Below are 20,126 nucleotides of genomic sequence, written 5' to 3'. Positions count from 1 at the left end.
CGACCGGCGCGGCGAGGGGACTCTCGGCCGGGCCGGCTCACCCGTACGGGCGAACCGACCCGGCGCGGGTCGCTCAGTCCGGGCTCGGGAGCGGTTCGAGCGGGCGGGCCGCTGCCCGACGCCGCAACCACTGCTTGAACCAGGCGAAATCCGGCAGGCGGGCCAGCATTGGGCCGGTCACCACCGTGATCAGCACGTACGCGGTGGCGAGCGCGGCCAGCCCCGGTGCGACTTGACCACTGGCCACGGCCAGCCCGGCGATGACGATGGAGAACTCGCCTCGGGGGACCAGGGCCAACCCGGCCCGCCAGCGACCGGGCTCGGCGATGCCGGCCCGGCGGGCGGCCAGGTAGCCGGTGAGGGTCTTCGTCCCCATCGTGACCACGGCCAGGGCGAGCGCCGGCAGCAGGACGGGCGGGATGTCCCGGGGATCGGTGACCAGGCCGAAGAAGACGAAGAAGACCGCGGCGAAGAGGTCCCGCAATGGGGTGAGCAGTTCGGTGGCGTGGTGTGCCACCGGACCGGAGAGCGCGATGCCGACCAGGAACGCGCCGACCGCGGCCGACACCTGGAGCTTGGCCGCGACGCCGGCCACCAGCAGGGTCATCCCGAGCACCCCGAGCAGCAGCGCCTCCGGGTCCTTGGCGGACATCGCGGTGGAGATGAGGTGGCCGTACCGGATCGCGACGACCAGGACCAGCAGTACCGTCCCGACCGCGACGGCCAGGGCGATCCCGCCGCCGAGCAGCCCGACCCCGGCCAGCAGCGCGGTGACCAGCGGCAAGTAGAGCGCCATGGCCAGGTCCTCGATGACCAGCACGGAGAGGATCACCGGTGTCTCCCGGTTACCCACCCGGCCCAGGTCGGCCAGGACCTTGGCGATCACCCCGGACGAGGAGACCCAGGTGATGCCGGCGAGCACCACCGCGGCGATCCAGTCCCAGCCGAGCAGCAGGGCGAAGGCCGCGCCGGGCAGCGCGTTGAGGAGGGCGTCGATCAGACCGGCCGGGGCGGCCGAGCGCAGGTTGCCGACGAGCTCGTTTGCCGAGTACTCCAGGCCGAGCATGACCAACAGGAGGATGACGCCGATCTCCGCGCCGACGGCGAAGAACTCCTCGCTGGCGTGCATGTCCAGGATGCCGCCGTGTCCGACGGCGAGGCCGGCGAGCAGGTAGAGCGGGATGGGGGACAGGCCGATCCGGCGGCTGAGCCGGCCGAGGAGGCCGAGCAGGAACAGCAGCGCGCCAACCTCGATGAGCAGTGTGGTGAAGTCGTGCATCCGCGCCTCAGCCGTCCGGGTCGCTGTCGGCCAGGATGGCTGTGACACCGTCGAGCCCCTTGCGGGTGCCGACCACGACCACCACGTCACCGGCCGCGAAGCGGAAGGTGGGGCCCGGCGAGGCGAACACCTCGCCCTCACGCAGGACGGCGACGATGGAGGCGCTGGTGCGGGTCCTCGTCTTGGTGTCGCCGAGTCGGCGGTTGACGTACTTCGAGCCGGCCGGGATCGCGATCTGCTCGGTGAGCAGCCCGGCGGCCTGGTCGCGCAGCCCGGTGAGCTGACCGAGCATCAGCGACGCGCCGAGGATGTCGGCCAGCGCCTCCGCCTCGTCGTCGGTCAGGGGTATGTCGTGCTGGCAGGAATCTGGATCATCTGGGTCATATAGGACAAGGTCCCGCCGGCCGTTGCGGTGGGACACCACGCCAAGTCGGCGTCCGGATTCCGTCACCATGTCGTGACGTACGCCAATTCCCGGTAGGGCAGTCTGTTCGACACGTACTCGCACCGCGCCACGGTACGTCACCGAGGTCAAGGAGGACCATGAGCAGGCGAGCTTCTCGGTCACTGGTCACTCTGCTGCTCGTCCCCGTGTTGGCAGGGTGCTCGATCGGTGACGTCCGGCGGCGTCCGCCAGTCGCACCGACCCCGTCGGCCGGGGTGGCGACCGCGGCGCTGGCCCCCACACCGGCGGCCTTCGACGAGGTACGCCGGGTGCGGATCGCCGTCGGCGAGCGGTACGACCAGCCGCACGTCGAGTTCACCGACGCGCAGCACGGCTATGCCCTCTTCGCCGCCTGCGACGGGAGGCCGCCGGACCCCGCCTGCCCGGCCCTGCTCTACGGCACCGCCGACGGTGGTCGGTCCTGGCGGAACCTGCGGCACCCCCGCCCGAGCGCCACCAACCAGCAGCTCTACACCGCCCCCAACCTCCTCGTCCTGCTCAGCGAACCGCACGGCTGGTACACCTCGACCGACGGCGGCGCCACCTTCACGCACTCCCGCTCCGTGCCCCCGGCCTGGGTCGGGGCACAGGGTCGGTTCCAGGTCGTCGAGGGCACCGGGAAAGTCGCCGAGTGGGACGGCCGCCGGCTGCGTCCGCTGGTCACTCAGCCGGACGTACTCGGGATCAACACCGTCGCCTCGCGGGACGAGCGGATCGTCGTGGCCGGAGTGCACGAGGGTCGGCCGTCCGCCGCGATGTCGCCCGACGGGGGTCGGCGCTGGTTTCGGCTGGCGGTGTCCCCGCCCGACGGCGAGGTGAGCGTGCTCCGCGCGGTGATTGACGTGACGGGCGAGGCGTGGTTGATCGGGGAACGCCTGGACCGGATGTCCTTCCCGGCGTTGTGGCGGCAGGGGGGCCAGGGCTGGAAGCTGGTGGATCCCGAGAACCGGCCGGAGCGGATCTCGTCGATGCTCCCGGTCGGCATGGGCATGGTGGTGGTAACCGGAGCGGGCGGGGCCGGGATGGTGACCAACGACCGGTACCACCGGATGGCGTGGCCGCTCGCGCAGGAGGACTACCTCACGATGCTGACCGACAGCACGCTCTTCGCCCGCGGGCTGGGACATGTCGTCCTGGCCAACGGCTTCCCCTTCGGCGAGCCGCGCTGGATCAGGGTCGTCATCGACCAGGACTGACGCGGACGTGTGACTCGGCTCACACCGTGGAAGTTGAGTGGAATAGGCTCAACTCTGGTTGTGTCTGTCCTAGTGGACACGCCGATTCCGGGGGAGCCCATGAACACGGAACGCCTCACCACCAAGAGCCGCGAGGTCATCACCGGTGCCGTCGCCCTCGCCAACCAGCGCGGGCACGCCACCGTCGAACCCTGGCACCTGCTGCTGTCACTGCTGGACACCGCCGGCTCCACCGCCGCCGGCCTGCTGCGCGCCGCCGGGTCCGACCCGGTCGAGCTGCGCCGGGTCACGGTACGCGCGATCGACGCCCTGCCCGCCGCGCGCGGCTCCAGCATCGCCGAGCCGAGCCTGTCCCGGGAGTTCGTCAACGCCATCGGGGCGGCCGAGCAGATCGCCCGGCCGTTGGGCGACGAGTACACCTCCACCGAGCACCTGCTCGCCGGCCTGGCCCGGGTCGGCGGCGCGGTGGCCGGTGCGCTGAAGTCGGCCGGGGCCACCGAGGAGAACCTGGTCGCCGCCTTCCCGACGATCCGGGGCGGAGACCGGCGGGTCACCACCGCCGACCCGGAGCAGAGCTACCAGGCCCTGGAGAAGTACGGCGTCGACCTCACCGCCAGCGCCCGCGACGGCAAGATCGACCCGGTGATCGGTCGGGACTCCGAGATCCGCCGGGTGATCCAGGTGCTGTCGAGGCGTACCAAGAACAACCCGGTGCTGATCGGCGAGCCCGGTGTCGGCAAGACCGCCATCGTCGAGGGCCTGGCCCAGCGGATCGTCGCCGGGGACGTGCCCGAGTCGCTGCGGGACAAGAAGCTCGTCTCGCTCGACCTCGGCGCGATGGTCGCCGGGGCGCAGTACCGGGGCCAGTTCGAGGAGCGGCTCAAGTCCGTCCTGGAGGAGATCAAGAACTCCAACGGCCAGGTCATCACCTTCCTCGACGAGCTGCACACCGTGGTCGGCGCGGGCAAGGGCGAGGGCTCGATGGACGCCGGCAACATGCTCAAGCCGATGCTGGCCCGGGGTGAGCTGCGGATGGTCGGCGCGACCACCCTCGACGAGTACCGCGAGCACATCGAGAAGGACCCGGCCCTGGAGCGCCGCTTCCAGCCGGTGCTGGTCGGCGAGCCGACCATCGAGGACACCATCGGCATCCTGCGCGGCCTGAAGGAGCGCTACGAGGTGCACCACGGCGTCCGGATCACCGACGCCGCCCTGGTCGCCGCCGCCTCCCTGTCGGACCGCTACATCACCGACCGGTTCCTGCCGGACAAGGCGATCGACCTGGTCGACGAGTCCGCCTCCCGGCTCCGGATGGAGATCGACTCCCGGCCGGTCGAGGTGGACGAGATCGAGCGGGCCGTCCGCCGGCTGGAGATCGAGGAGATGGCGCTGGCCAAGGAGCCGGACGCCGCCTCCGCCGAGCGCCTCGAACGGCTACGTAAGGAACTGGCCGACAAGCGCGAGCAGCTCACCGCCCTCTCCGACCGCTGGAAGCTGGAGAAGGGCCACATCACCAAGCTCTCCACCGCCAAGGAGGAGCTGGAACGGCTCGGCGGTGAGGCCGAGCGGGCCGAACGCGACGGCGAACTGGAACGCGCCGCCGAGCTCCGGTACGGCCGGATTCCCGCGCTCAAGGTCGACCTGGCCAGGGCGGAGGAGGAACTGGCCCGACTCCAGGCCGACGGCGCGATGCTGAAGGAGGAGGTCGGCGCGGACGACATCGCCGCCGTGGTCGCCTCCTGGACGGGCATTCCGGCCGGCCGGCTGCTGGAGGGCGAGACCGCCAAGCTGCTCCGGATGGAGGAGTCACTGGGTGACCGGGTGGTCGGCCAGTCCGAGGCGGTCGCCGCGGTCTCCGACGCGGTCCGGCGCGCCCGCGCCGGGGTCGCCGACCCGGACCGCCCCACCGGCAGCTTCCTCTTCCTCGGCCCGACCGGCGTCGGCAAGACCGAGCTGGCCAAGGCGCTCGCCGAGTTCCTCTTCGACGACGAGCGGGCCATGGTCCGCATCGACATGAGCGAGTACGGCGAGAAGCACTCCGTCGCCCGGCTCGTCGGTGCCCCGCCCGGCTACATCGGCTACGAGGAAGGCGGCCAGCTCACCGAGGCGGTGCGTCGTCGTCCGTACTCGGTGATCCTGCTGGACGAGGTCGAGAAGGCCCACCCGGACGTCTTCGACATCCTGCTCCAGGTGCTCGACGACGGCCGGCTCACCGACGGCCAGGGTCGTACGGTCGACTTCCGCAACGCCATCCTGATCCTCACCTCGAACCTGGGTTCGGCGGTGATCAGCGACCTGATGCTGGCCGAGGAGCAGCGCCGGGAGGGCGTACTCGCGGTGGTCCGGTCGCACTTCAAGCCGGAGTTCCTCAACCGACTGGACGACATCGTGGTCTTCGCCGCCCTCCAGGGCGACGACCTGCGGGCCATCGTCGACATCCAGCTCGGCCGGATGCGGAAGCGGCTCGCCGACCGCCGCCTCGGCCTGGACATCACCGAACCGGCCCGCGCCTGGCTCGCCGAGCACGGGTACGACCCGATCTACGGTGCCCGTCCGCTGCGCCGCCTGGTCCAGTCCGCCATCGGCGACCAGCTCGCCAAGGCCCTGCTGGCCGGCCAGATCCGCGACGGCAACACCGTCCAGGTCGACCTGTCCGACACCAAGGACGCCCTGACCGTCACCCCCGCCTGACCCTCTCCCGTTCGCCGTTGATCAAGAGCTCGCGTCACCGACCAGCCGGTTCGGTGACGCGATTCTCTTGATCTGTGAGTGGCTCGGACGGGGCAGCGGGCCTTCGCCACTCACCCGTACCCTGCCAGCCATGACCCTCCCCGACGCCGAGCCGGTACGGCCGGCCCGGCCCCGCACCGTCACCGTCGCCTTCTGGTTGCAGCTCGCCACGGTCGGGATGCTGCTCGTCCTGGTGGGGCTGGCGGTGGCGGCGGCGGTGCAGTTCGACGGCGAGATCACCAGAGCGGCGGAGGCTGTCCGAGACGCCGATCCGGACGAGGTGTCCGGCGAGCGGTTCGGCAACGTGTTCATGGCCGTGACGATCGCCCTGCCCGCGGTGTTCCTGGCGGTCTGGCTCGCCCTGACCGCCCGACCGGTCCGCAACGGCGGCACCGTCGCCCGGACGCTGCTCTACGTCGGAAGTGGCCTGCACCTGCTGACCAGTTGCGGTGCGGGGAGCTGCCTGGGTCTGGCGTTCATCCCCTTCGCCTTCGCGCCGGACGGCGCTTGGAGCGAGACCGATGACGGTGAACCGGTCTGGACCGAGTCGGAGTTCACCGAGGCCCTCTACGGCGACGCGTTCCTGACCAGCGACCTGCTCGGTATGGGTGCCACGGGCGTACAACTCCTCGTTGTCGCGCTCAACGTGGCGGTGGTGCTGCTGGTGACCCTGCCGCCGGCCAACCGGTACTTCGCGCCGCAGACCGAGCGGCCAGCCGGCCCGTCGTACCCGGTCCCCGTGCCCGGCTACGGCCCGGCGGCTGGTTACCCGGTCCTGCCCGGCTACCCCGTCCTGCCTGCCGGATATCCCGCCGCGCCGCCGCCCGGGTACCCCACCGCGCTGCCGGCCGGATATCCCGCTGTCCCGCCGCCCGGATATCCCGCTGTCCCGCCGCCCGGGTACCCCGCCGCGCCGGTGTACGCCGTTCCGCCGGGATACATGATCTGCCCCGACCCGTCCCGACACCTGCCTCCGCCGCCGAAGCCCGAGGAGCCGTCGGCCGACTCTTCGGAAACCGGCAGTAGCTGACCGACCACTCAACAAAGCCGCTGCTGACGCAGGTGCGTGGGGTTGTTACCGTCATGCGCCGACGTGATCGTGGGAGGCGGGCGATGGTGAGCGGGACACTGGCGTACCTGGTAGCGGGCCTTGGCTGCCTTGTCGGGGTGGCCGGGGTGGTCGTCGTTCTCGTCGCCCTGCGCCGGTCCCGCCGGCAGCCGTCCGCCCCGACCGCCGCCGACCCGTTCCGCGACCACGACGCGGACGCGCTGCGCGGCGACCCGCGCAGGCTGCGTCCCGGCGACCTGGTCGAGATCCGACAGGTGACGTACGCGGTGCGCGGCTCGCTGCACCTCACCGAGGGCGGCTGGAGCTGGGACGAGCACCTGCTGGACACGGCGGACGGCACGAAGCGCTGGCTCTCCGTCGAGGAGGACCCGGACCTGGAGTTGGTGCTCTGGACCGCCGAGCCGGATGCCACGGTGACCCCCGGCCCGCCCACGGTCGACTTCGACGGCCGCCGCTACCGCAGCGACGAGTCCGGCCAGGCCCGCTGGACCGCCACCGGCACCACCGGGCTCGGCCCCACCGGCAGCGTCCGGTACCACGACTACACCGCGTCCGGCGGGGCCCGGCTCTCCTTCGAGAAGTACGGCGACGCCGACTGGGAGGTGGCCCGGGGCGAACTACTGCGCCGGCCCGAGGTGATGATCTACCCGCAGGGCGGGCCGGAGAAGGTGGGCTGAGCGTGCTGGTCAGTCTGGACGCGCCGTACGTTGACACCAGCGCCGGTGACCTGAGCCTGGCGCTCGGGGGGCCGGAACTGCCCGCCCTGTACGTGCTGGACCTCGATCTGGCAGGTGGGCAGCGGCTCCGGCTGCGCCTGCTCGGCGCCTCCCACCAGGTGCTCCTGCACGCCGCAGAGGCGACGACCGGGCTCTCCGAGACCGCCGAGACCGTGGTGCTCACCGAGACCGTGGCCTGTCTGCCGGGGCGGCGACCCGACCTGCCGGCCACGGTGCACGAGCCCGGGAGCGGCTACACGTTCACCGCGAACGTGCTCCGGCCGGAGGCGGGCGGACTGAGCAGTCGGGTCGCCGCCCTCCGGGCGGAACTGGCCGACGACCCGTACGCGCTGGTCGGGGTCTTTCCCGGCGACCCGGACGCGGTGACCGCCCTCGCGGTCGTGCCGGACCCGGCCCCGGGCACGGTGCGCTGGCGCACCTGGCACGCGTATCCGCAGACCAATGAACTGGTTTTGACCGAGACGGTGGTGACACTGTGACATACCGCAGATGGTTCGTGGTGGGCGCGGCGTTCGCCCTGATCGGCGCGCTGGTCGCCGCCTTCGCGATCTTCTACGGCAACTTCTCCCCCCGGGGCTACGTCGAGGACCGGTACACCCGGGCCAGTGGCCAGGACATCGGCCGGGAGGCGATCGCATACACCTCGTACAAGTCGCCGAGCCACGTGGCGGCCGAGGTGACCAAAGCCTGGAAGCCGGCCGACCAGTTCGTCGACGGCAGCGGCGTCTACCTGCGCTACGACGACGACTCGGTGGTCATCCTGCCGGCGGCCGCCGGCTCGCTGATCCTGCTCGAAGGCGTCTCCACCGCCTATCCGCGCTACCACTCCACGGTGGGCAACAGCTGGGGCTGGGGACGCGGCAGCACCGTCCGTGGCGGCGGCCCCGGCAGCGGGAAGTGACCCGCAGCGGCACCTGATCCCACCGCCGCTGTCCGGCAGCGGCGGGACGACCCGACAAACCCCTCATCCTCCGGAGTCTCACCGTGCAGACCCTCGTCACCGATCTGCTGGTCACCCTCGCCTACGGGGTGGTCGGCGTCATGCTGATGGGCATCGGCTACGTCCTGGTCGACGTGGCCACCCCCGGCCGCCTCAACGAGCTGATCTGGACCCACCGCAACCGCAACGCGGCGCTGCTGCTCGCCTCCAACCTGGCCGGCGTCGGCATCATCGTGGTCGCGGCCATCGTCGCCAGCGACGACAACTTCGTGCTCGGCATCACCGGTGCCGCCGCGTACGGCCTCCTCGGCCTGGTCATCATGGCCGCGGCGTTCGTGGTGCTGGACGTGGCGACCCCCGGCAAGCTGGGCGAGATCCTGGTCGACCCTGAGTCGCACCCGGCCGTCTGGGTCACCGCGGTCATCCACCTCGCCACCGGCGCGATCATCGCTGCCGCGATCAGCTGATGGCCGGTGCCAAGCCCGCAGGCGCGGAGAAGAAGCCCTCGAAGGCGGCCCACATCTGGCTGGCCCTGATCAGCGTCGTGATCGTCGGTAGCTGTGTGGCCGCCGGGATCGTCAACGGCGGCTCCGACACCACCGTGCCGCCGCCGACCGCGCAGGAGCGGGCCGACACCGTGCCGATTCTCGCGCGCTCCACCGCCAGCCAGGGCATCTGCTACGGCTGGAAGTTGGAGGACTACGGCTACGACCCGATCAGCGTGGGCTCCAACCTCGGCGACGGGGTGTCGGTGGAGGACAACGTGAACTGCCCGCGCTGGCTCCAGGTGGAGGTCCTCGTCTACTACGCCTCGGCGAGCAGCGAGAGTGAGGACTCCGCCCGCATCACGGTGACCGGCTCGGAGGACATCCAGCAGAGCATCCTCTGGCATGTCGACAGCGGCCTGACGCGGATGGGACTCGAGCACGACGTCTTCGTCGACGACCCCGGCTGGGCGACCACCCGGGCCGCGACCGTACTGCCGCTGCTCGCCGTCGAGGCGGAGCTGGTCGAACCCGCCGCTGCCCCGGCCCCCGCCGGAGCCGCCCCGGCGCCGCTCCCGGCCGCCGGCAACGACCTGTGGCGGGACCGCTGGGCGTACGGGATCGCCGTCGCCGCGCTGTTGCTGATCACCGCGCTGTTGGTCACCGTCGGCCTCGTGCAGCGTCACCGGCAGCGGCAGGCCGCCGCAGAGACACCGGCGGCGACGAGCGCGGGGCGTACCCGGAACAAGCCGTGACCACCGACGCACCGGAACGTCCGCGCTGGCGGCTGTCCCGCGCGGCGGTTCTGCTCGCGGTCTTCGTCTGCGCGGCCTGCGGCCTGGTCTACGAGCTGGCCCTGGTCGCGCTCGGCAGCTACCTGATCGGCGACACGGTCGGTCAGGCGTCGATCGTGCTCGGCGTGATGGTCTTCGCGATGGGCGTCGGCGCGCTCGCCGCGAAGCCGTTCCAGTCCCGGGCCGCCGCCGCGTTCGCTCTGGTAGAGCTGGTGCTGGCGCTGCTCGGCGGGCTCTCCGTGCTCGGCCTCTACGCGGCCTTCGCCTGGCTGGACCTCTACGGTCCGGCGCTGGTCGGCACCGCGTTCGTGCTCGGGCTGCTGATCGGCGCGGAGATTCCGCTGCTGATGGTGCTGCTGCAACGCATCCGGGAACAGTCCGCCGGCAGCGCGGTGGCCGACCTGTTCGCCGCCGACTACGTCGGCGCGCTGCTCGGCGGGCTGGCCTTCCCGTTTCTGCTGATCCCGGTCTTCGGGCAGCTCAAGGGGGCACTCGTGGTCGGCGCGGTGAACGCCGTCGCCGGCCTGGCCCTGGTGGTCACGGTGTTCCGGCGGGAGCTGAGCCGGCGGGCACGCGTCGCGCTCACCGCCGGGTCCGTCGTGGTCGCGCTCTGCCTCGGGTACGCCTGGATCACCGCCCGGGACTTCGAGGTGACCGCCCGGCAGCAGCTCTACCGGGATCCGGTGGTGCACGCCGAGCGCAGCCGCTACCAGGAGATCGTGTTGACCCGGTCGGTGGCCGAGACCGGCCGGCAGGTCACCGACCTGCGGCTCTTCCTCAACGGCGACCTTCAGTTCAGCTCGGTCGACGAGTACCGCTACCACGAGGCGCTGGTGCATCCGGCGCTGCGCGGCCCGCATAGCGAGGTGCTGGTGCTCGGGGCCGGCGACGGACTGGCCGTCCGGGAACTGCTGCGCTACCCGGACGTGCGGCGGGTGACCGTCGTCGACCTGGACCCGGCGGTGGTGGCGTTGGCCCGGAGCGAGCCGCAACTGCGCCAGCTCAACGGGGACGCCTTCGCCGACCCCCGGGTCCGCGTGGTGCACGCCGACGCGTTCGGTTGGCTGCGGACCGCCGGGGAACGCTTCGACGTGGTGGTGGCGGACCTGCCCGACCCGGACGAGACCGCCACCGCCAAGCTCTACACCGTCGAGTTCTACTCCCTGGTCCGCTCGGTGCTCGCCGAGACCGGCCGGATGGTGGTGCAGTCCGGCTCGCCGTACTTCGCGCCCCGTTCGTACTGGTCGATCGAGGCATCGGTCCGGGCGGCCGGCTTCGCCACCCGGCCGTACCACGTGGACGTGCCGTCCTTTGGCGACTGGGGATTCGTGCTGGCCGCCCCCGGCCCGAACCCGCCCCCGCTGGAGTTGCCGGCCGACGCGCCGTCGCTGCGGTTCCTGGACGCCAGCACGCTTGCCGCGGCCGGGAACTTCCCCGCCGACCGGCGCCAGGTGGACGTGCCCGCCTCCACTCTGCTCCAGCCGAAGGTCCTCGAGTACGCCCGCGCGGAGTGGCGCGGCTACTGACGGGTTGCCGTCGCGGCCGAGTGGGTAGGGCACATCGAGCGTCGCCTCGGCGGTTCCGTCCCCGTACGACTGGCCGGATGCCGTTACGGTGTGGTGGCGATCCAAGGGAAGGAGAGTCGTGGCCGAAACCCACAGCACCCCGGCCCGGGTGCGCCCGGGCAGCGTGACGATATCCAGCTATCTGCTGATCCTGGTGGCCGGCATCCAGGTGATCAACCTGATCCTCACCCTCGCCACGCTCGGCGAGACCCGTCGGGTGCTGGAGGACGCCTACGCCGACAGCTCGGTCAACGGCATGGACGCCATCGCCGACTTCGCCATCGTCGCCGCCGTCGGGTCGGGGCTGATCACCCTGCTGATGGCGGTGGGCCTGGTCGTGCTGGCCGTGCTCAACAACCGGGGAAAGAACGGCGCCCGGATCACCACCTGGGTGCTCGGCGGCATCCTGCTCTGCTGCAGCGGCGGCAGCCTGGTCAGCGGTGCGGTCGGCTCGTTCAGTGGCCCGGTCGGCGGTTCCAGCGCCGACATGCCGAGCCAGGAGGAGATCGCGCGCCGGCTGGAGGATGCTCTGCCGTCCTGGTACACGCCGGTCAGCACCCTGGTGAACCTGGTCGCGGTGCTCGCGCTGATCGCGGCCCTGGTGCTGCTGGCACTGCCCGCGTCGAACCAGTTCTTCCGTAAGCCGCAGCCGGCCTGGGAGCCGTCACTTCCCGGCGCGTACCCCGGCTACCCGACCGGTACGCCGGGCTACCCGACGCACGGCCAGCCGGGCTATCCGACCTCGGGTCAGCCGGGCTACCCGGCCGCCCCCGGCTACCCGCCCCACGGCCAGCCGGGCTATCCGCCGGCCCCGGGTTACCCGCCGCACGGCCAGCCGGGTTACCCGCCAGCCCCGGGCTACCCGAGTCACCCCGGTCCGGGCTCCTCGGACCAGCCGGGCTACCCGCCGTCGTCCGGTACGGATCAGCCGGGGCAGCCTCCGGCCACCGGGTCCGACGGTCCCTACGGCGATCCGAGTCCGCGGCACGACAGCCCGGGATCGAGCCCGTCAGGCGACAGTCCCGGATCCAGCCCGTCGAACGACAGTCCCGGATCCAGCTCGTCGGGCGACAGTTCGGGTTCGACCCCGCCGTCGGGTAGCTGACCGCCGATAAGCGGGACGTACGACGATCCCTCCGAGTAGGTTCCAACGCGACGCCTACCCGGAGGGATCAGTCGTGTCGGAACACGTCCCGTCCCAACGGCCCGTCGCCGTCAGGTCCGCCGCCGGGCTGCTGGTCGCCATGGCGACCGTCGGGGTCGCGTACGCGGTCGCCGGCCTGCTCGCTATGGACGGTACGGTCGCCCGCTTCCGGTCGGCCACCACGGACCTGCCGGACCGGGGGGCGGTGGACGGGGTGGTGACCCTGCTCCGGGCCACCACGGCGCTCACGGCGGTGCTCGCGGTGGCGGTCGGGGCGCTGCTCGTCGCCCTCGCCCTCGGCCTGCTCACCGGCCGTGCCGGGGCCCGCGTGGCGACCTGGGTCGTCTGCGGGCTCGGTCTGCTCGCGGGGATCGGCGCGGTGGCCCTCCTGGTCGGGCAGCGACTGACCCCGTTTCGGCTGGACGTCGACCAGCACAGCACCGCCGTGCTGCTGAACGCTCTCACCGACGCCTATCCGGAGGGGTGGGTCGCGGTCAACGCGGGTCTTTCGATCGGCCAGGCGCTCGGATACCTTGTGGTGGCCGTGCTGCTGGCCCTGCCGTCGGCGAACGCGCACCACCGTCGGCGGCCGGTTTCCCGGCCTGCCTCACGGTCGTTCTTCGCGTACTCCACCCCGCCCGAGTGAGGATCCGCCCGTGCCCGCGACACCCGACCCGGTCGTCCCCGGCCCCACCAACCCACTCGCGGTGGTCACCGGAGCGACAGCCGGCATCGGGGCGGCGTTCGTCCGGCGGCTCGCCTGGGACGGGTACGACCTCGTCCTGGTCGCCCGGGACGCGGCCCGGCTCACCGCCTTCGCCACCGAGCTGACCGAGCGGCACGGCCGGACGGTGGAGACCCTGCCGGCGGATCTCTCCACAGAGGAGGGTTGTGTCGCCGTGGAGCGGCGGCTGACCGAGGGCACCCCGGTCGACCTGCTGGTCAACAACGCCGGGATCGCGCTCACCCGCTCGTTCCTGCGGACCAGCGTCGAGGACGAGGCCCGCCTGCTGCGGCTGAACGTCAACTCCGTGATGCGACTGACCCATGCGGTACTGCCGACGATGACCGCCCGCGGGCAGGGGGCAGTGATAAATGTCTCTTCCGTCGCGGGTTTCGGTGCGCCCGAGGCCGGCTCGACGTACTCCGCCACCAAGGCCTGGGTGACCAACTTCAGCGAGTCGGTGGGGCAGGCCGCGCGCCCCTACGGCGTACGGGTGATGGCCCTCTGTCCAGGGTTCACCCGCACCGAGTTCCACCAGCGGGCCGGCATCGACACGTCGTCGATGCCCGGCTGGATCTGGCTCGACGCCGACTCGGTCATCGATGAGGGTCTACGTGACCTGCGGAAAGGCCGTCTGGTGAGCGTTCCCGACTGGAAGTACAAGCTTGCCGTGGTGGCGTTGCGGCACACCCCGCTGCGAGTGCTGCACCGACTCACCCGAAAGTCCAAGGTCCTCGTCGGACGCGGGGGTCGCTGACCGCCGCCACCGTCCGGCGCACCGGCCCGACCTGGCGGGAATGACCCGGACGCCAGAATCCCGTCGCACAGCGTAAGTGAACATCGCCACTCGTCGTCGCCCACAGGGCTGATCGGGGTGGACCCGAGCCACGGCTCCCAGACTCGCGCAGTACCCTTGTGCGCCATGGGGGACCGCGACGACCTGCGTAAATTCATCTCCGACCTGGCCGTGGTCCATGGGCGGGTGGTGCTCTCCTCGGGGCGCGAGGCAGATTGGTACGTCGATCTGCGTCGCGTCACGCTCCATCACCAGGCCGCTCCCTTGGTGGGGCGCGTCCTGCTGGATCTCACCGCTGACTGGGAGTTCGACGCGGTCGGTGGCCTGACCCTGGGTGCCGACCCGGTCGGGCTGTCGATGCTGCATGCCGCAGCGACGGTGGGACGACCGCTCGATGCCTTCGTCGTGCGCAAGCAAGGTAAGGCGCACGGGCTGCAACGCCGCATCGAGGGGCCTGATGTATCCGGTCGCCGGGTATTGGCGGTGGAAGATACCTCAACGACCGGTGGGAGTGTACTCAACGCAGTTGAAGCGTTACGTGAGGCAGGGGCTGAGGTCGTCGGTGTAGCGGTTATTGTTGATCGAGGCGCCGGCGACGTCGTGCAAGCAGCCGGACTGGCCTACCGGGCGGCCTATACGTTGGCTGACCTCGGCCTTGTGGCCTAAAAGTTTACCGATTCGGATTGCGGATATGCAGGCGTTTCGATGCTGCTGGTGGAAGGATGGAAAACGTGGGAACTGCGTTGGCTGAAATGACTATGCCTCAGATCTCGCCGCTTGCCGGCGAGCCGATCGAACGTGCCGATGCCGAGCGGCTCGCGGGGGTCCTCAAGGCCCTCGCCGACCCCGCCCGGCTGCGGCTGCTCAGCCTGATCCAGTCGGCCCCCGAGGGCGAGGCGTGCGTCTGCGACCTGACCGCGCCGCTCGGCCTCTCCCAGCCGACGGTCAGCCACCACCTGCGTATCCTCACCGAGGCCGGCTTGCTGGAGCGGGAGAAGCGCGGCGTGTGGGCGTACTACCGGCTGGTGCCGACCGCGATCGCCACGATCGCCGACCTGCTGACTCCGCCCCGTAAGCGCGCCACCAAGAAGGCGCGCTGACCCGTCCCGGTCGTCTGGTGCCGCTTCCCCGGGAGAGGCACCAGGCAACCGAGTGGGTTCGACCGGTGCGGTGCCGACCGGTCGCCGGACCCCGGCGACCGTCTCCGGAATGCCCGCCGCCGGTCGGGACGGCCCGGCTCCCCGTGACCAACGGGGATGCCGCCGTGGGCCGCCACCCGACCGGCCCGTCCGGGCTGGTCTCCGACCACCCCGAATCTCCGACCATCCGAATCTCCGACCGCCCCGAACGAGCGCGCCGAGCGCCCGGACGGGTGGCGACGGATGGCCTGACGGGTACGCGACGGGCAGTCTGACGAGTACCGGCAGGCCGGGCAGCCGTACGGGCTGTCCACTGACGGTTGTCCCGGCCACCGGCCGGGTCCACACGCGGGTTCACCGCGCCCCGGAGTCCGCCGTGTCAATCGGGCCGGAGTCGGCGATCTCGCCCGGCCCGAGTCCACCGCGCCGCCCGTCGGTCACGCGAGCCCAGACGGGGAGGCCGTCCGGCTGCGACCGTCGGTCCCGAATGTCGCGGTGAGACGTCACCGGCCCATCGTGGTCTTCAGGCCGCCAGTGGCGTCCGAGGCTTGGTCCCGGTGTCGCGGTGACGGCTCCCGGTGCCGGCCGGTGTGGTCCGACTCCGGGAGCAGGCAACCGGTACGGCGCTCAGTGCCGGCCGTACTGCTGACCGCCGTGGTGCGGCTGACCGCCGTAGGGCGGTGGCGCCGACCGATTCTCGTGCGACTGACCGTTGCCCGGCGACTGCTCGTCGCGGTAGGTCTGCTCGTCGCCGTAGGTCTGACCGGTCCACGGCGCCTGCCCGCCACCGAACGACTGGGTGGGCTCGTCGTAGCTCTGCGGGTTACCGCCGTAGGGCTGCTGTCCGCTGTACCCAGGCTGTCCGCTGTAGGGCTGCTGTCCGCCGTACCCCGGCTGGGTGTTCGGATATCCGGACCGCTGCGGCTCCCGGCCGTCGTACGGGGTGTCCGGGTACTGCTGTCCCCCGCTCTGGTGCGGCTCGCCCTGGTACGGCTGGCCCGGGTATGGCTGGCCGCCCTGGAACCCGCTGTTCTGGTACGGCTGCCCGTTCCCGTACTGCTGCCCGTTCCCATACTGTTGCTGCCCACCGGAGTGGGGCTGGCCGCTCTCGTACGGCTGGCCGCCGTAGGGCTGCGGGTTCTCCCGGTACTGCTGACCGCCGTACTGCTGGCCGCCGCCGTAGACCTGGCCGCCCGGGGGCTGCTGCGCACCGCCGTAGACCTGACCGGTTCCCGGCTGGGGCTGCCCGCCGTACGGCTGCCGTCCCTCGTTCGGGTACGACTGCCCGCCGTACGGCTGCTGGCTCTCGCTCTGGTACGACTGCCCGCCGTACGGCGACTGCTGGTCCGCGTGCTGCTCCCGGACCTCCCGGACGGCCTCGTCGGCGGCGGCCTTCTCCTCGGGGCTGGTGCCCCGCTTCGCCGCCATCCGCGCCCGGAGCAGCTCGATCCCGATCGGAACCACCGAGACCACCACGATAAGGATCAGGATCATCTCGATGTTGGCCTTGACGAACGGGATCTGCCCGAGGAAGTAGCCGAGGACGGTGACCCCGGTGCCCCAGAGGATGCCGCCGACCACGTTGTAGATCACGAAGGTGCGGTAGTCCATCCGGCTCACCCCGGCCACGATCGGGGTGAAGGTCCGCACGATGGGCACGAACCGGGCCAGCACGATCGAGCGGGCGCCGTACTTCTCGAAGAACTCGTGCGCCTTGAGCACGTTCTCCTGCTTGAACAGCTTGGAGTTGGGCCGGCGGAACAGCGACGGCCCGACCTTGCGCCCGAAGGCGTACCCGACCTGGTCGCCGGCGATGGCCGACAGGGTGATCAACAAGCAGACCAGCCACAGCGGGTAGGTGATGTACTCGCCGTCGGCGGTGAGCAGACCGGCGGTGAACAGCAGCGAGTCGCCCGGCAGGAAGAAGCCGATCAGCAGGCCGGACTCGGCGAAGACGATGGCCAGGATGCCGAGCAACCCGAACGTCGAAATCAACCACTCTGGGTCGAGCCAGTCCGGCCCCAGGGCCAGGGTGGTGGTGGGCGTCGGCACGAGGTGACCTCCGGGATCTGCCAGTTGGGGGTGGCGAGCACGCCACCGGCGACGGCTCCGGTAAGTCTAGGTCGCCCTCCACGGCTCCCGGTGCTCGACGTCACAGGCCCGCCGGGCGGTGGCCGTGTCGACCCACCCATCGTCGGGGCGGAGCTGACCGTCCGACGTCGGCCACGTCGACGCCCACCCGCGCCCGGTCCGCGCGGCAGCGACCGGATGCCGTGCCACGACTCGTGGTACGGAGACGACGGTGCCCCGCCGACCCGGTCGGGTCGGCGGGGCACCGGTGGTGTTGCCGGAAGGGAGATCAGGCCACGAAGCGGGTCCGCCGACGACGGGCCAGCACGAAGCCACCGACGCCCACCGCGAGCAGCAGCCCGCCGACGCCCGCGATCAGGCTGGTCTGGGCACCGGTGATGGGCAGCGTGCCGCCATCCCCGTCTTCGCCCCCGCCGCCTCCGCCGCCGCCCGTCGCGTTCACCAGGATCGCGGCGGTGTCGTTGGCCGGCTTCAGGTCGTCGTAGAAACCGCCATCACACTGGCACGGCACGTTCACCTCGACTGGGCCCTTGGCGTTGGCCACGACCTTGTCGACGCGGAGCGTGAACTCGTAGGTCTCCTCTTCGCCCGCGATGCTCAGCGTGCTGGCATAGCAGTGGTAGTTGCTCCCGCCCGCCTCGCCGGGCTCGCCGAACTCCTCGCCCTTGATCGGTACGCACCACTCCGGAGCCCCGATCACCGTCGTGCCCTGCGGCACGCCCACCCGGAGGTGGGTGACCGGCGAATCGGACCGGATGTGGTTCAGCGTCGCCGGGCCGTTGTTGCGGAAGCCGACGGTCGCGGTGACCTTGTCGCCGGCCGCCCCGGTCAGCTTGTCGCCGATGGCCGCCAGGTCGGTGCCGTTCGTGCCGGTGACGGCCACCTCGTAGGAGGACCAGTTGTTGTCAGGGTCGGTGTCGGCCTGCGGAGCGCGCGCCCGGTCGTCGACCGCCAGGGTCAGCTCGGGGCCGGTCCCCGGCTTGCCCGGGGAGATGCCGCGGCTCTCCAGGTAGGCCGCGAAGTCCTCGTACTCGGCGCTGGTCATCCAGTTGGTGTAGGTGTAGACGTCGCCCGGGGCGTAGGTGTCCTTGCCGAGCACGAAATCGACCGAGGCCCGGTAGGTGGTACCGGGGGCCAGCTCCTGGTCGAAGTGGCAGAACCGCAGCTCGTCGCCCTCGTAGGTGCAGTTGCTGTATTTCTCGTCGGCACGTAGCTCATAGTCGACGTCGAAGAGTGCGGTGCTGCCCTTCACGGTGGTGGTACCCGGGTTGCGGACGGTCAGCGGCAAGCTGAGCGCCTCGCCGGGCCGCGCGGAAACCTTGACGGTGTCGGTGGCGCCGGCCAGGTCCACGCCCTCGCCGACGCGGACCGTGGACTCCCAGGTCAACGGGTCCACACCGGCTGCGGAGAAGGTGACCTTCAGCTTGCCGGTGGCGTCGTCGGTCCCGTCGGTCGCGGCGATCACCACCTGGAAGAGGCCGGCAAGGCCCCACTCGTCCAGCCCGATCTCGAACGGATCGGTGCAGAGCAGCACGCCGGGTTCCGGCTTCGTGCAGTAACCGAAGTCGTCGTCTTCGGTCACGTTGACCTTGCCGGCCAGGTCGGAGAAGTCGTATCGCATGGTGGCCTCGCGCAGCACGACCGGCTCGGAGGCGGACATGACGGGGCTTTCGACCTTGCCGGCGGTGTCAGCGGCGACGGTGACGTCGGGGAAGTAAAGATTGATCTCGACGTCAGCCGGGGCGGCCGACGCGGGGATGGCGGTGGTCGCGACGAGCGCGCCCACGACGCCGAGCCCGGCGAGCAGACGCCGGGTGCTCGTGTTGAGCATGTAGAGGTTCCTCCCGTGGAATGACCGTTGGGTCGGGTGGGAGCTTAGGTGCCCACCGATGTCCAGGGAGTCCCGCCAGGTCAGATCGAACCGAACGGATGAACGAGATCAGGTCTTCGTGCCGACCTGTGGCGTTGGGTGAGACGGAAGTGCTGGTGACTCAGCGGTAGTCGTCCTCGTCGACCGTGACCACCCGGGACTGCTCCACCGCGTCCCAGTCCGCGACCTCCAGGCCACGGTGCGGCTCCGTGTCGCCGTCGACCGGACCGGCCACCGTCGCCTGTTCGACGGCGTCGGCGGGCGGGGCCTCGGGATCCCGCTCGTCGGGAGTGAGGTGGTCGCCGGGGGCGAACTCCTCGTCGGGCTGACCCATCGTCCCTCCTTCACGTCGTGCCGGCGCTACTTCCACACCGTACGGGCTGACACTCCTGCCCACCGGCGAGCCGCGCCAAACAACCGCCACCTGTCCGCCGGCCTCCGGCGCGTGGCTGCACCGCCGGCCACCGGCGTACGGCCACCCCGCCAGCCGCCGGTGCGGAGTCGGCGGATTGGCCCACCCGGGGCCGACGCTCGATGCCAGGATGGAACCGTGGGCTTCCTGATCCGGTTGGTCACCAACGCGGTGGCGCTGTGGGCCACCACGCTGATCGTGCCCGGCGTCGACGTGGGCGGACGGTCCGGGACGAACACCGCCCTGACCCTGCTCGCGGTGGCCCTGATCTTCGGCGTGGTCAACGCGGTGCTCAAGCCGGTCATCCAGGTCGTCGGCTGCGTGTTCTACCTGCTGACCCTGGGTCTGTTCGCGCTGGTCGTGAACGCGTTGCTCTTTCTGCTGACGGATTGGATCGCCGGTCAGCTCGACCTGCCGTTCCGGGTGGACGGTTTCTGGCCGGCCTTCTGGGGAGCGATCGTGATGGCGGTGGTCAGTTGGCTGATCAGCATCGTCGTCCGGGAGGGGTAGGCGGACCGGTGGACGAGCGGACGCCACCCCGGGCGGAGCGACGCCACCTCGGGCGGAGCGACGGCCGCGACGGCGGAGCGTCGACGGCGACGGGCGGTGCGGACACGTCGACCAACTGGTCGCGTTCCGGGTCGGTTGTGCCTGTACCGGGCGTCTACGGGATACTGCCCGCGGAGGACAGCGCGGTCTCGCAACCATGG

At 71.2% G+C, this 20,126-nt stretch carries 19 protein-coding genes and 1 pseudogene; 15 read left to right on the top strand and 5 right to left on the bottom strand.

Annotated features, from left to right (window positions below; translation table 11 throughout):
- Positions 1 to 73: 73 nt before the first annotated feature.
- Both GA0074692_RS24435 and GA0074692_RS24430 read right to left on the bottom strand, forming a co-directional pair.
- Entirely contained in the window at positions 74 to 1,279 is a 1,206-nt protein-coding gene (locus GA0074692_RS24435) for a cation:proton antiporter (protein ID WP_091647949.1), read from the bottom strand.
- A gap of 7 nt (positions 1,280 to 1,286) precedes the next feature.
- Positions 1,287 to 1,787 carry a cation:proton antiporter regulatory subunit gene (locus GA0074692_RS24430; RefSeq protein WP_091654023.1) on the bottom strand — a complete coding sequence of 167 codons (501 nt, stop codon included), beginning with the start codon at positions 1,785 to 1,787 and terminating at the stop codon, positions 1,287 to 1,289.
- A gap of 35 nt (positions 1,788 to 1,822) precedes the next feature.
- Between GA0074692_RS24430 and GA0074692_RS24425 the strand changes: the two genes are divergently transcribed.
- The 14 genes from GA0074692_RS24425 to GA0074692_RS24360 all read left to right on the top strand — a co-directional run bounded on the left by GA0074692_RS24425 (position 1,823) and on the right by GA0074692_RS24360 (position 15,004).
- On the top strand, positions 1,823 to 2,920 hold the full coding sequence (locus GA0074692_RS24425; protein WP_141725396.1) for a beta propeller repeat protein: 1,098 nt from the start codon (positions 1,823 to 1,825) through the stop codon (positions 2,918 to 2,920).
- A 99-nt stretch (positions 2,921 to 3,019) separates the two neighbouring features.
- A complete protein-coding gene (clpB, locus tag GA0074692_RS24420; RefSeq protein ID WP_091647944.1) occupies positions 3,020 to 5,611 on the top strand; it encodes an ATP-dependent chaperone ClpB in 2,592 nt (863 codons plus the stop codon).
- A 130-nt stretch (positions 5,612 to 5,741) separates the two neighbouring features.
- On the top strand, positions 5,742 to 6,680 hold the full coding sequence (locus tag GA0074692_RS34950) for a hypothetical protein (RefSeq protein ID WP_176738563.1): 939 nt from the start codon (positions 5,742 to 5,744) through the stop codon (positions 6,678 to 6,680).
- 86 nt (positions 6,681 to 6,766) lie between these two features.
- Entirely contained in the window at positions 6,767 to 7,396 is a 630-nt protein-coding gene (locus GA0074692_RS24410) for a DUF4178 domain-containing protein (protein ID WP_091654021.1), read from the top strand.
- Positions 7,397 to 7,398: 2 nt separating this feature from the next.
- The gene (locus GA0074692_RS24405) at positions 7,399 to 7,935 is read left to right on the top strand and encodes a DUF2617 family protein (RefSeq protein WP_091647942.1); all 537 of its coding nucleotides are present in this window, start codon (positions 7,399 to 7,401) and stop codon (positions 7,933 to 7,935) included.
- On the top strand, positions 7,932 to 8,357 hold the full coding sequence (locus tag GA0074692_RS24400) for a DUF4247 domain-containing protein (RefSeq protein WP_091647940.1): 426 nt from the start codon (positions 7,932 to 7,934) through the stop codon (positions 8,355 to 8,357). Before GA0074692_RS24405 ends, GA0074692_RS24400 begins: the two co-directional genes overlap by 4 nt.
- A gap of 83 nt (positions 8,358 to 8,440) precedes the next feature.
- Positions 8,441 to 8,863 carry a DUF350 domain-containing protein gene (locus GA0074692_RS24395; RefSeq protein WP_091647938.1) on the top strand — a complete coding sequence of 141 codons (423 nt, stop codon included), beginning with the start codon at positions 8,441 to 8,443 and terminating at the stop codon, positions 8,861 to 8,863.
- Positions 8,863 to 9,636, top strand: coding sequence for a hypothetical protein (locus GA0074692_RS24390; protein WP_091647936.1), 774 nt, complete (start codon positions 8,863 to 8,865; stop codon positions 9,634 to 9,636). Before GA0074692_RS24395 ends, GA0074692_RS24390 begins: the two co-directional genes overlap by 1 nt.
- The gene (locus GA0074692_RS24385) at positions 9,633 to 11,201 is read left to right on the top strand and encodes a polyamine aminopropyltransferase (protein ID WP_091647934.1); all 1,569 of its coding nucleotides are present in this window, start codon (positions 9,633 to 9,635) and stop codon (positions 11,199 to 11,201) included. Before GA0074692_RS24390 ends, GA0074692_RS24385 begins: the two co-directional genes overlap by 4 nt.
- Before the next feature lie 88 nt (positions 11,202 to 11,289).
- Positions 11,290 to 12,345 (top strand): hypothetical protein, encoded by a 1,056-nt coding sequence (locus GA0074692_RS24380; RefSeq protein WP_425413356.1) that lies wholly within the window; start codon positions 11,290 to 11,292, stop codon positions 12,343 to 12,345.
- A gap of 73 nt (positions 12,346 to 12,418) precedes the next feature.
- Entirely contained in the window at positions 12,419 to 13,030 is a 612-nt protein-coding gene (locus GA0074692_RS24375; RefSeq protein WP_091647932.1) for a hypothetical protein, read from the top strand.
- Between the two features lie 10 nt (positions 13,031 to 13,040).
- Positions 13,041 to 13,865, top strand: coding sequence for an SDR family NAD(P)-dependent oxidoreductase (locus GA0074692_RS24370; RefSeq protein ID WP_091647929.1), 825 nt, complete (start codon positions 13,041 to 13,043; stop codon positions 13,863 to 13,865).
- A gap of 165 nt (positions 13,866 to 14,030) precedes the next feature.
- Entirely contained in the window at positions 14,031 to 14,570 is a 540-nt protein-coding gene (gene pyrE / locus GA0074692_RS24365; RefSeq protein ID WP_091654016.1) for an orotate phosphoribosyltransferase, read from the top strand.
- 56 nt (positions 14,571 to 14,626) lie between these two features.
- Positions 14,627 to 15,004, top strand: a complete 378-nt coding sequence (locus tag GA0074692_RS24360) for an ArsR/SmtB family transcription factor (RefSeq protein ID WP_076468717.1) — start codon at positions 14,627 to 14,629, stop codon at positions 15,002 to 15,004.
- A gap of 1,389 nt (positions 15,005 to 16,393) precedes the next feature.
- Here GA0074692_RS24360 and GA0074692_RS35440 read toward each other — a convergent pair.
- The 3 genes and pseudogenes from GA0074692_RS35440 to GA0074692_RS24345 all read right to left on the bottom strand — a co-directional run.
- Positions 16,394 to 17,095 (bottom strand): annotated as a pseudogene (locus GA0074692_RS35440) (DedA family protein); the annotation flags it as partial.
- Positions 17,096 to 17,402: 307 nt separating this feature from the next.
- A complete protein-coding gene (locus tag GA0074692_RS24350) occupies positions 17,403 to 18,965 on the bottom strand; it encodes an LPXTG cell wall anchor domain-containing protein (RefSeq protein WP_091647925.1) in 1,563 nt (520 codons plus the stop codon).
- Between the two features lie 160 nt (positions 18,966 to 19,125).
- On the bottom strand, positions 19,126 to 19,338 hold the full coding sequence (locus GA0074692_RS24345) for a hypothetical protein (RefSeq protein WP_091647922.1): 213 nt from the start codon (positions 19,336 to 19,338) through the stop codon (positions 19,126 to 19,128).
- Positions 19,339 to 19,554: 216 nt separating this feature from the next.
- On the opposite strand from GA0074692_RS24345, the gene GA0074692_RS24340 reads away from it, so the two are divergent.
- Positions 19,555 to 19,926, top strand: coding sequence for a phage holin family protein (locus GA0074692_RS24340; RefSeq protein WP_091647919.1), 372 nt, complete (start codon positions 19,555 to 19,557; stop codon positions 19,924 to 19,926).
- Positions 19,927 to 20,126 lie beyond the last annotated feature (200 nt).

This window comes from Micromonospora pallida (assembly GCF_900090325.1).
Classification (GTDB): Bacteria; Actinomycetota; Actinomycetes; order Mycobacteriales; family Micromonosporaceae; genus Micromonospora; species Micromonospora pallida.
This window is presented reverse-complemented; position numbering and strand designations above follow the sequence as displayed.

Bases quoted from the DNA above. Each gene is read 5' to 3' on its own strand.
- pyrE (WP_091654016.1), top strand. From the start codon at position 14,031: ATGGGGGACCGCGACGACCTGCGTAAATTCATCTCCGACCTGGCCGTG.
- clpB (WP_091647944.1), top strand. From the start codon at position 3,020: ATGAACACGGAACGCCTCACCACCAAGAGCCGCGAGGTCATCACCGGT.
- GA0074692_RS24345 (WP_091647922.1), bottom strand. From the start codon at position 19,338: ATGGGTCAGCCCGACGAGGAGTTCGCCCCCGGCGACCACCTCACTCCC.
- GA0074692_RS24425 (WP_141725396.1), top strand. From the start codon at position 1,823: ATGAGCAGGCGAGCTTCTCGGTCACTGGTCACTCTGCTGCTCGTCCCC.
- GA0074692_RS24390 (WP_091647936.1), top strand. From the start codon at position 8,863: ATGGCCGGTGCCAAGCCCGCAGGCGCGGAGAAGAAGCCCTCGAAGGCG.
- GA0074692_RS34950 (WP_176738563.1), top strand. From the start codon at position 5,742: ATGACCCTCCCCGACGCCGAGCCGGTACGGCCGGCCCGGCCCCGCACC.
- GA0074692_RS24350 (WP_091647925.1), bottom strand. From the start codon at position 18,965: ATGCTCAACACGAGCACCCGGCGTCTGCTCGCCGGGCTCGGCGTCGTG.
- GA0074692_RS24360 (WP_076468717.1), top strand. From the start codon at position 14,627: ATGGAAAACGTGGGAACTGCGTTGGCTGAAATGACTATGCCTCAGATC.
- GA0074692_RS24435 (WP_091647949.1), bottom strand. From the start codon at position 1,279: ATGCACGACTTCACCACACTGCTCATCGAGGTTGGCGCGCTGCTGTTC.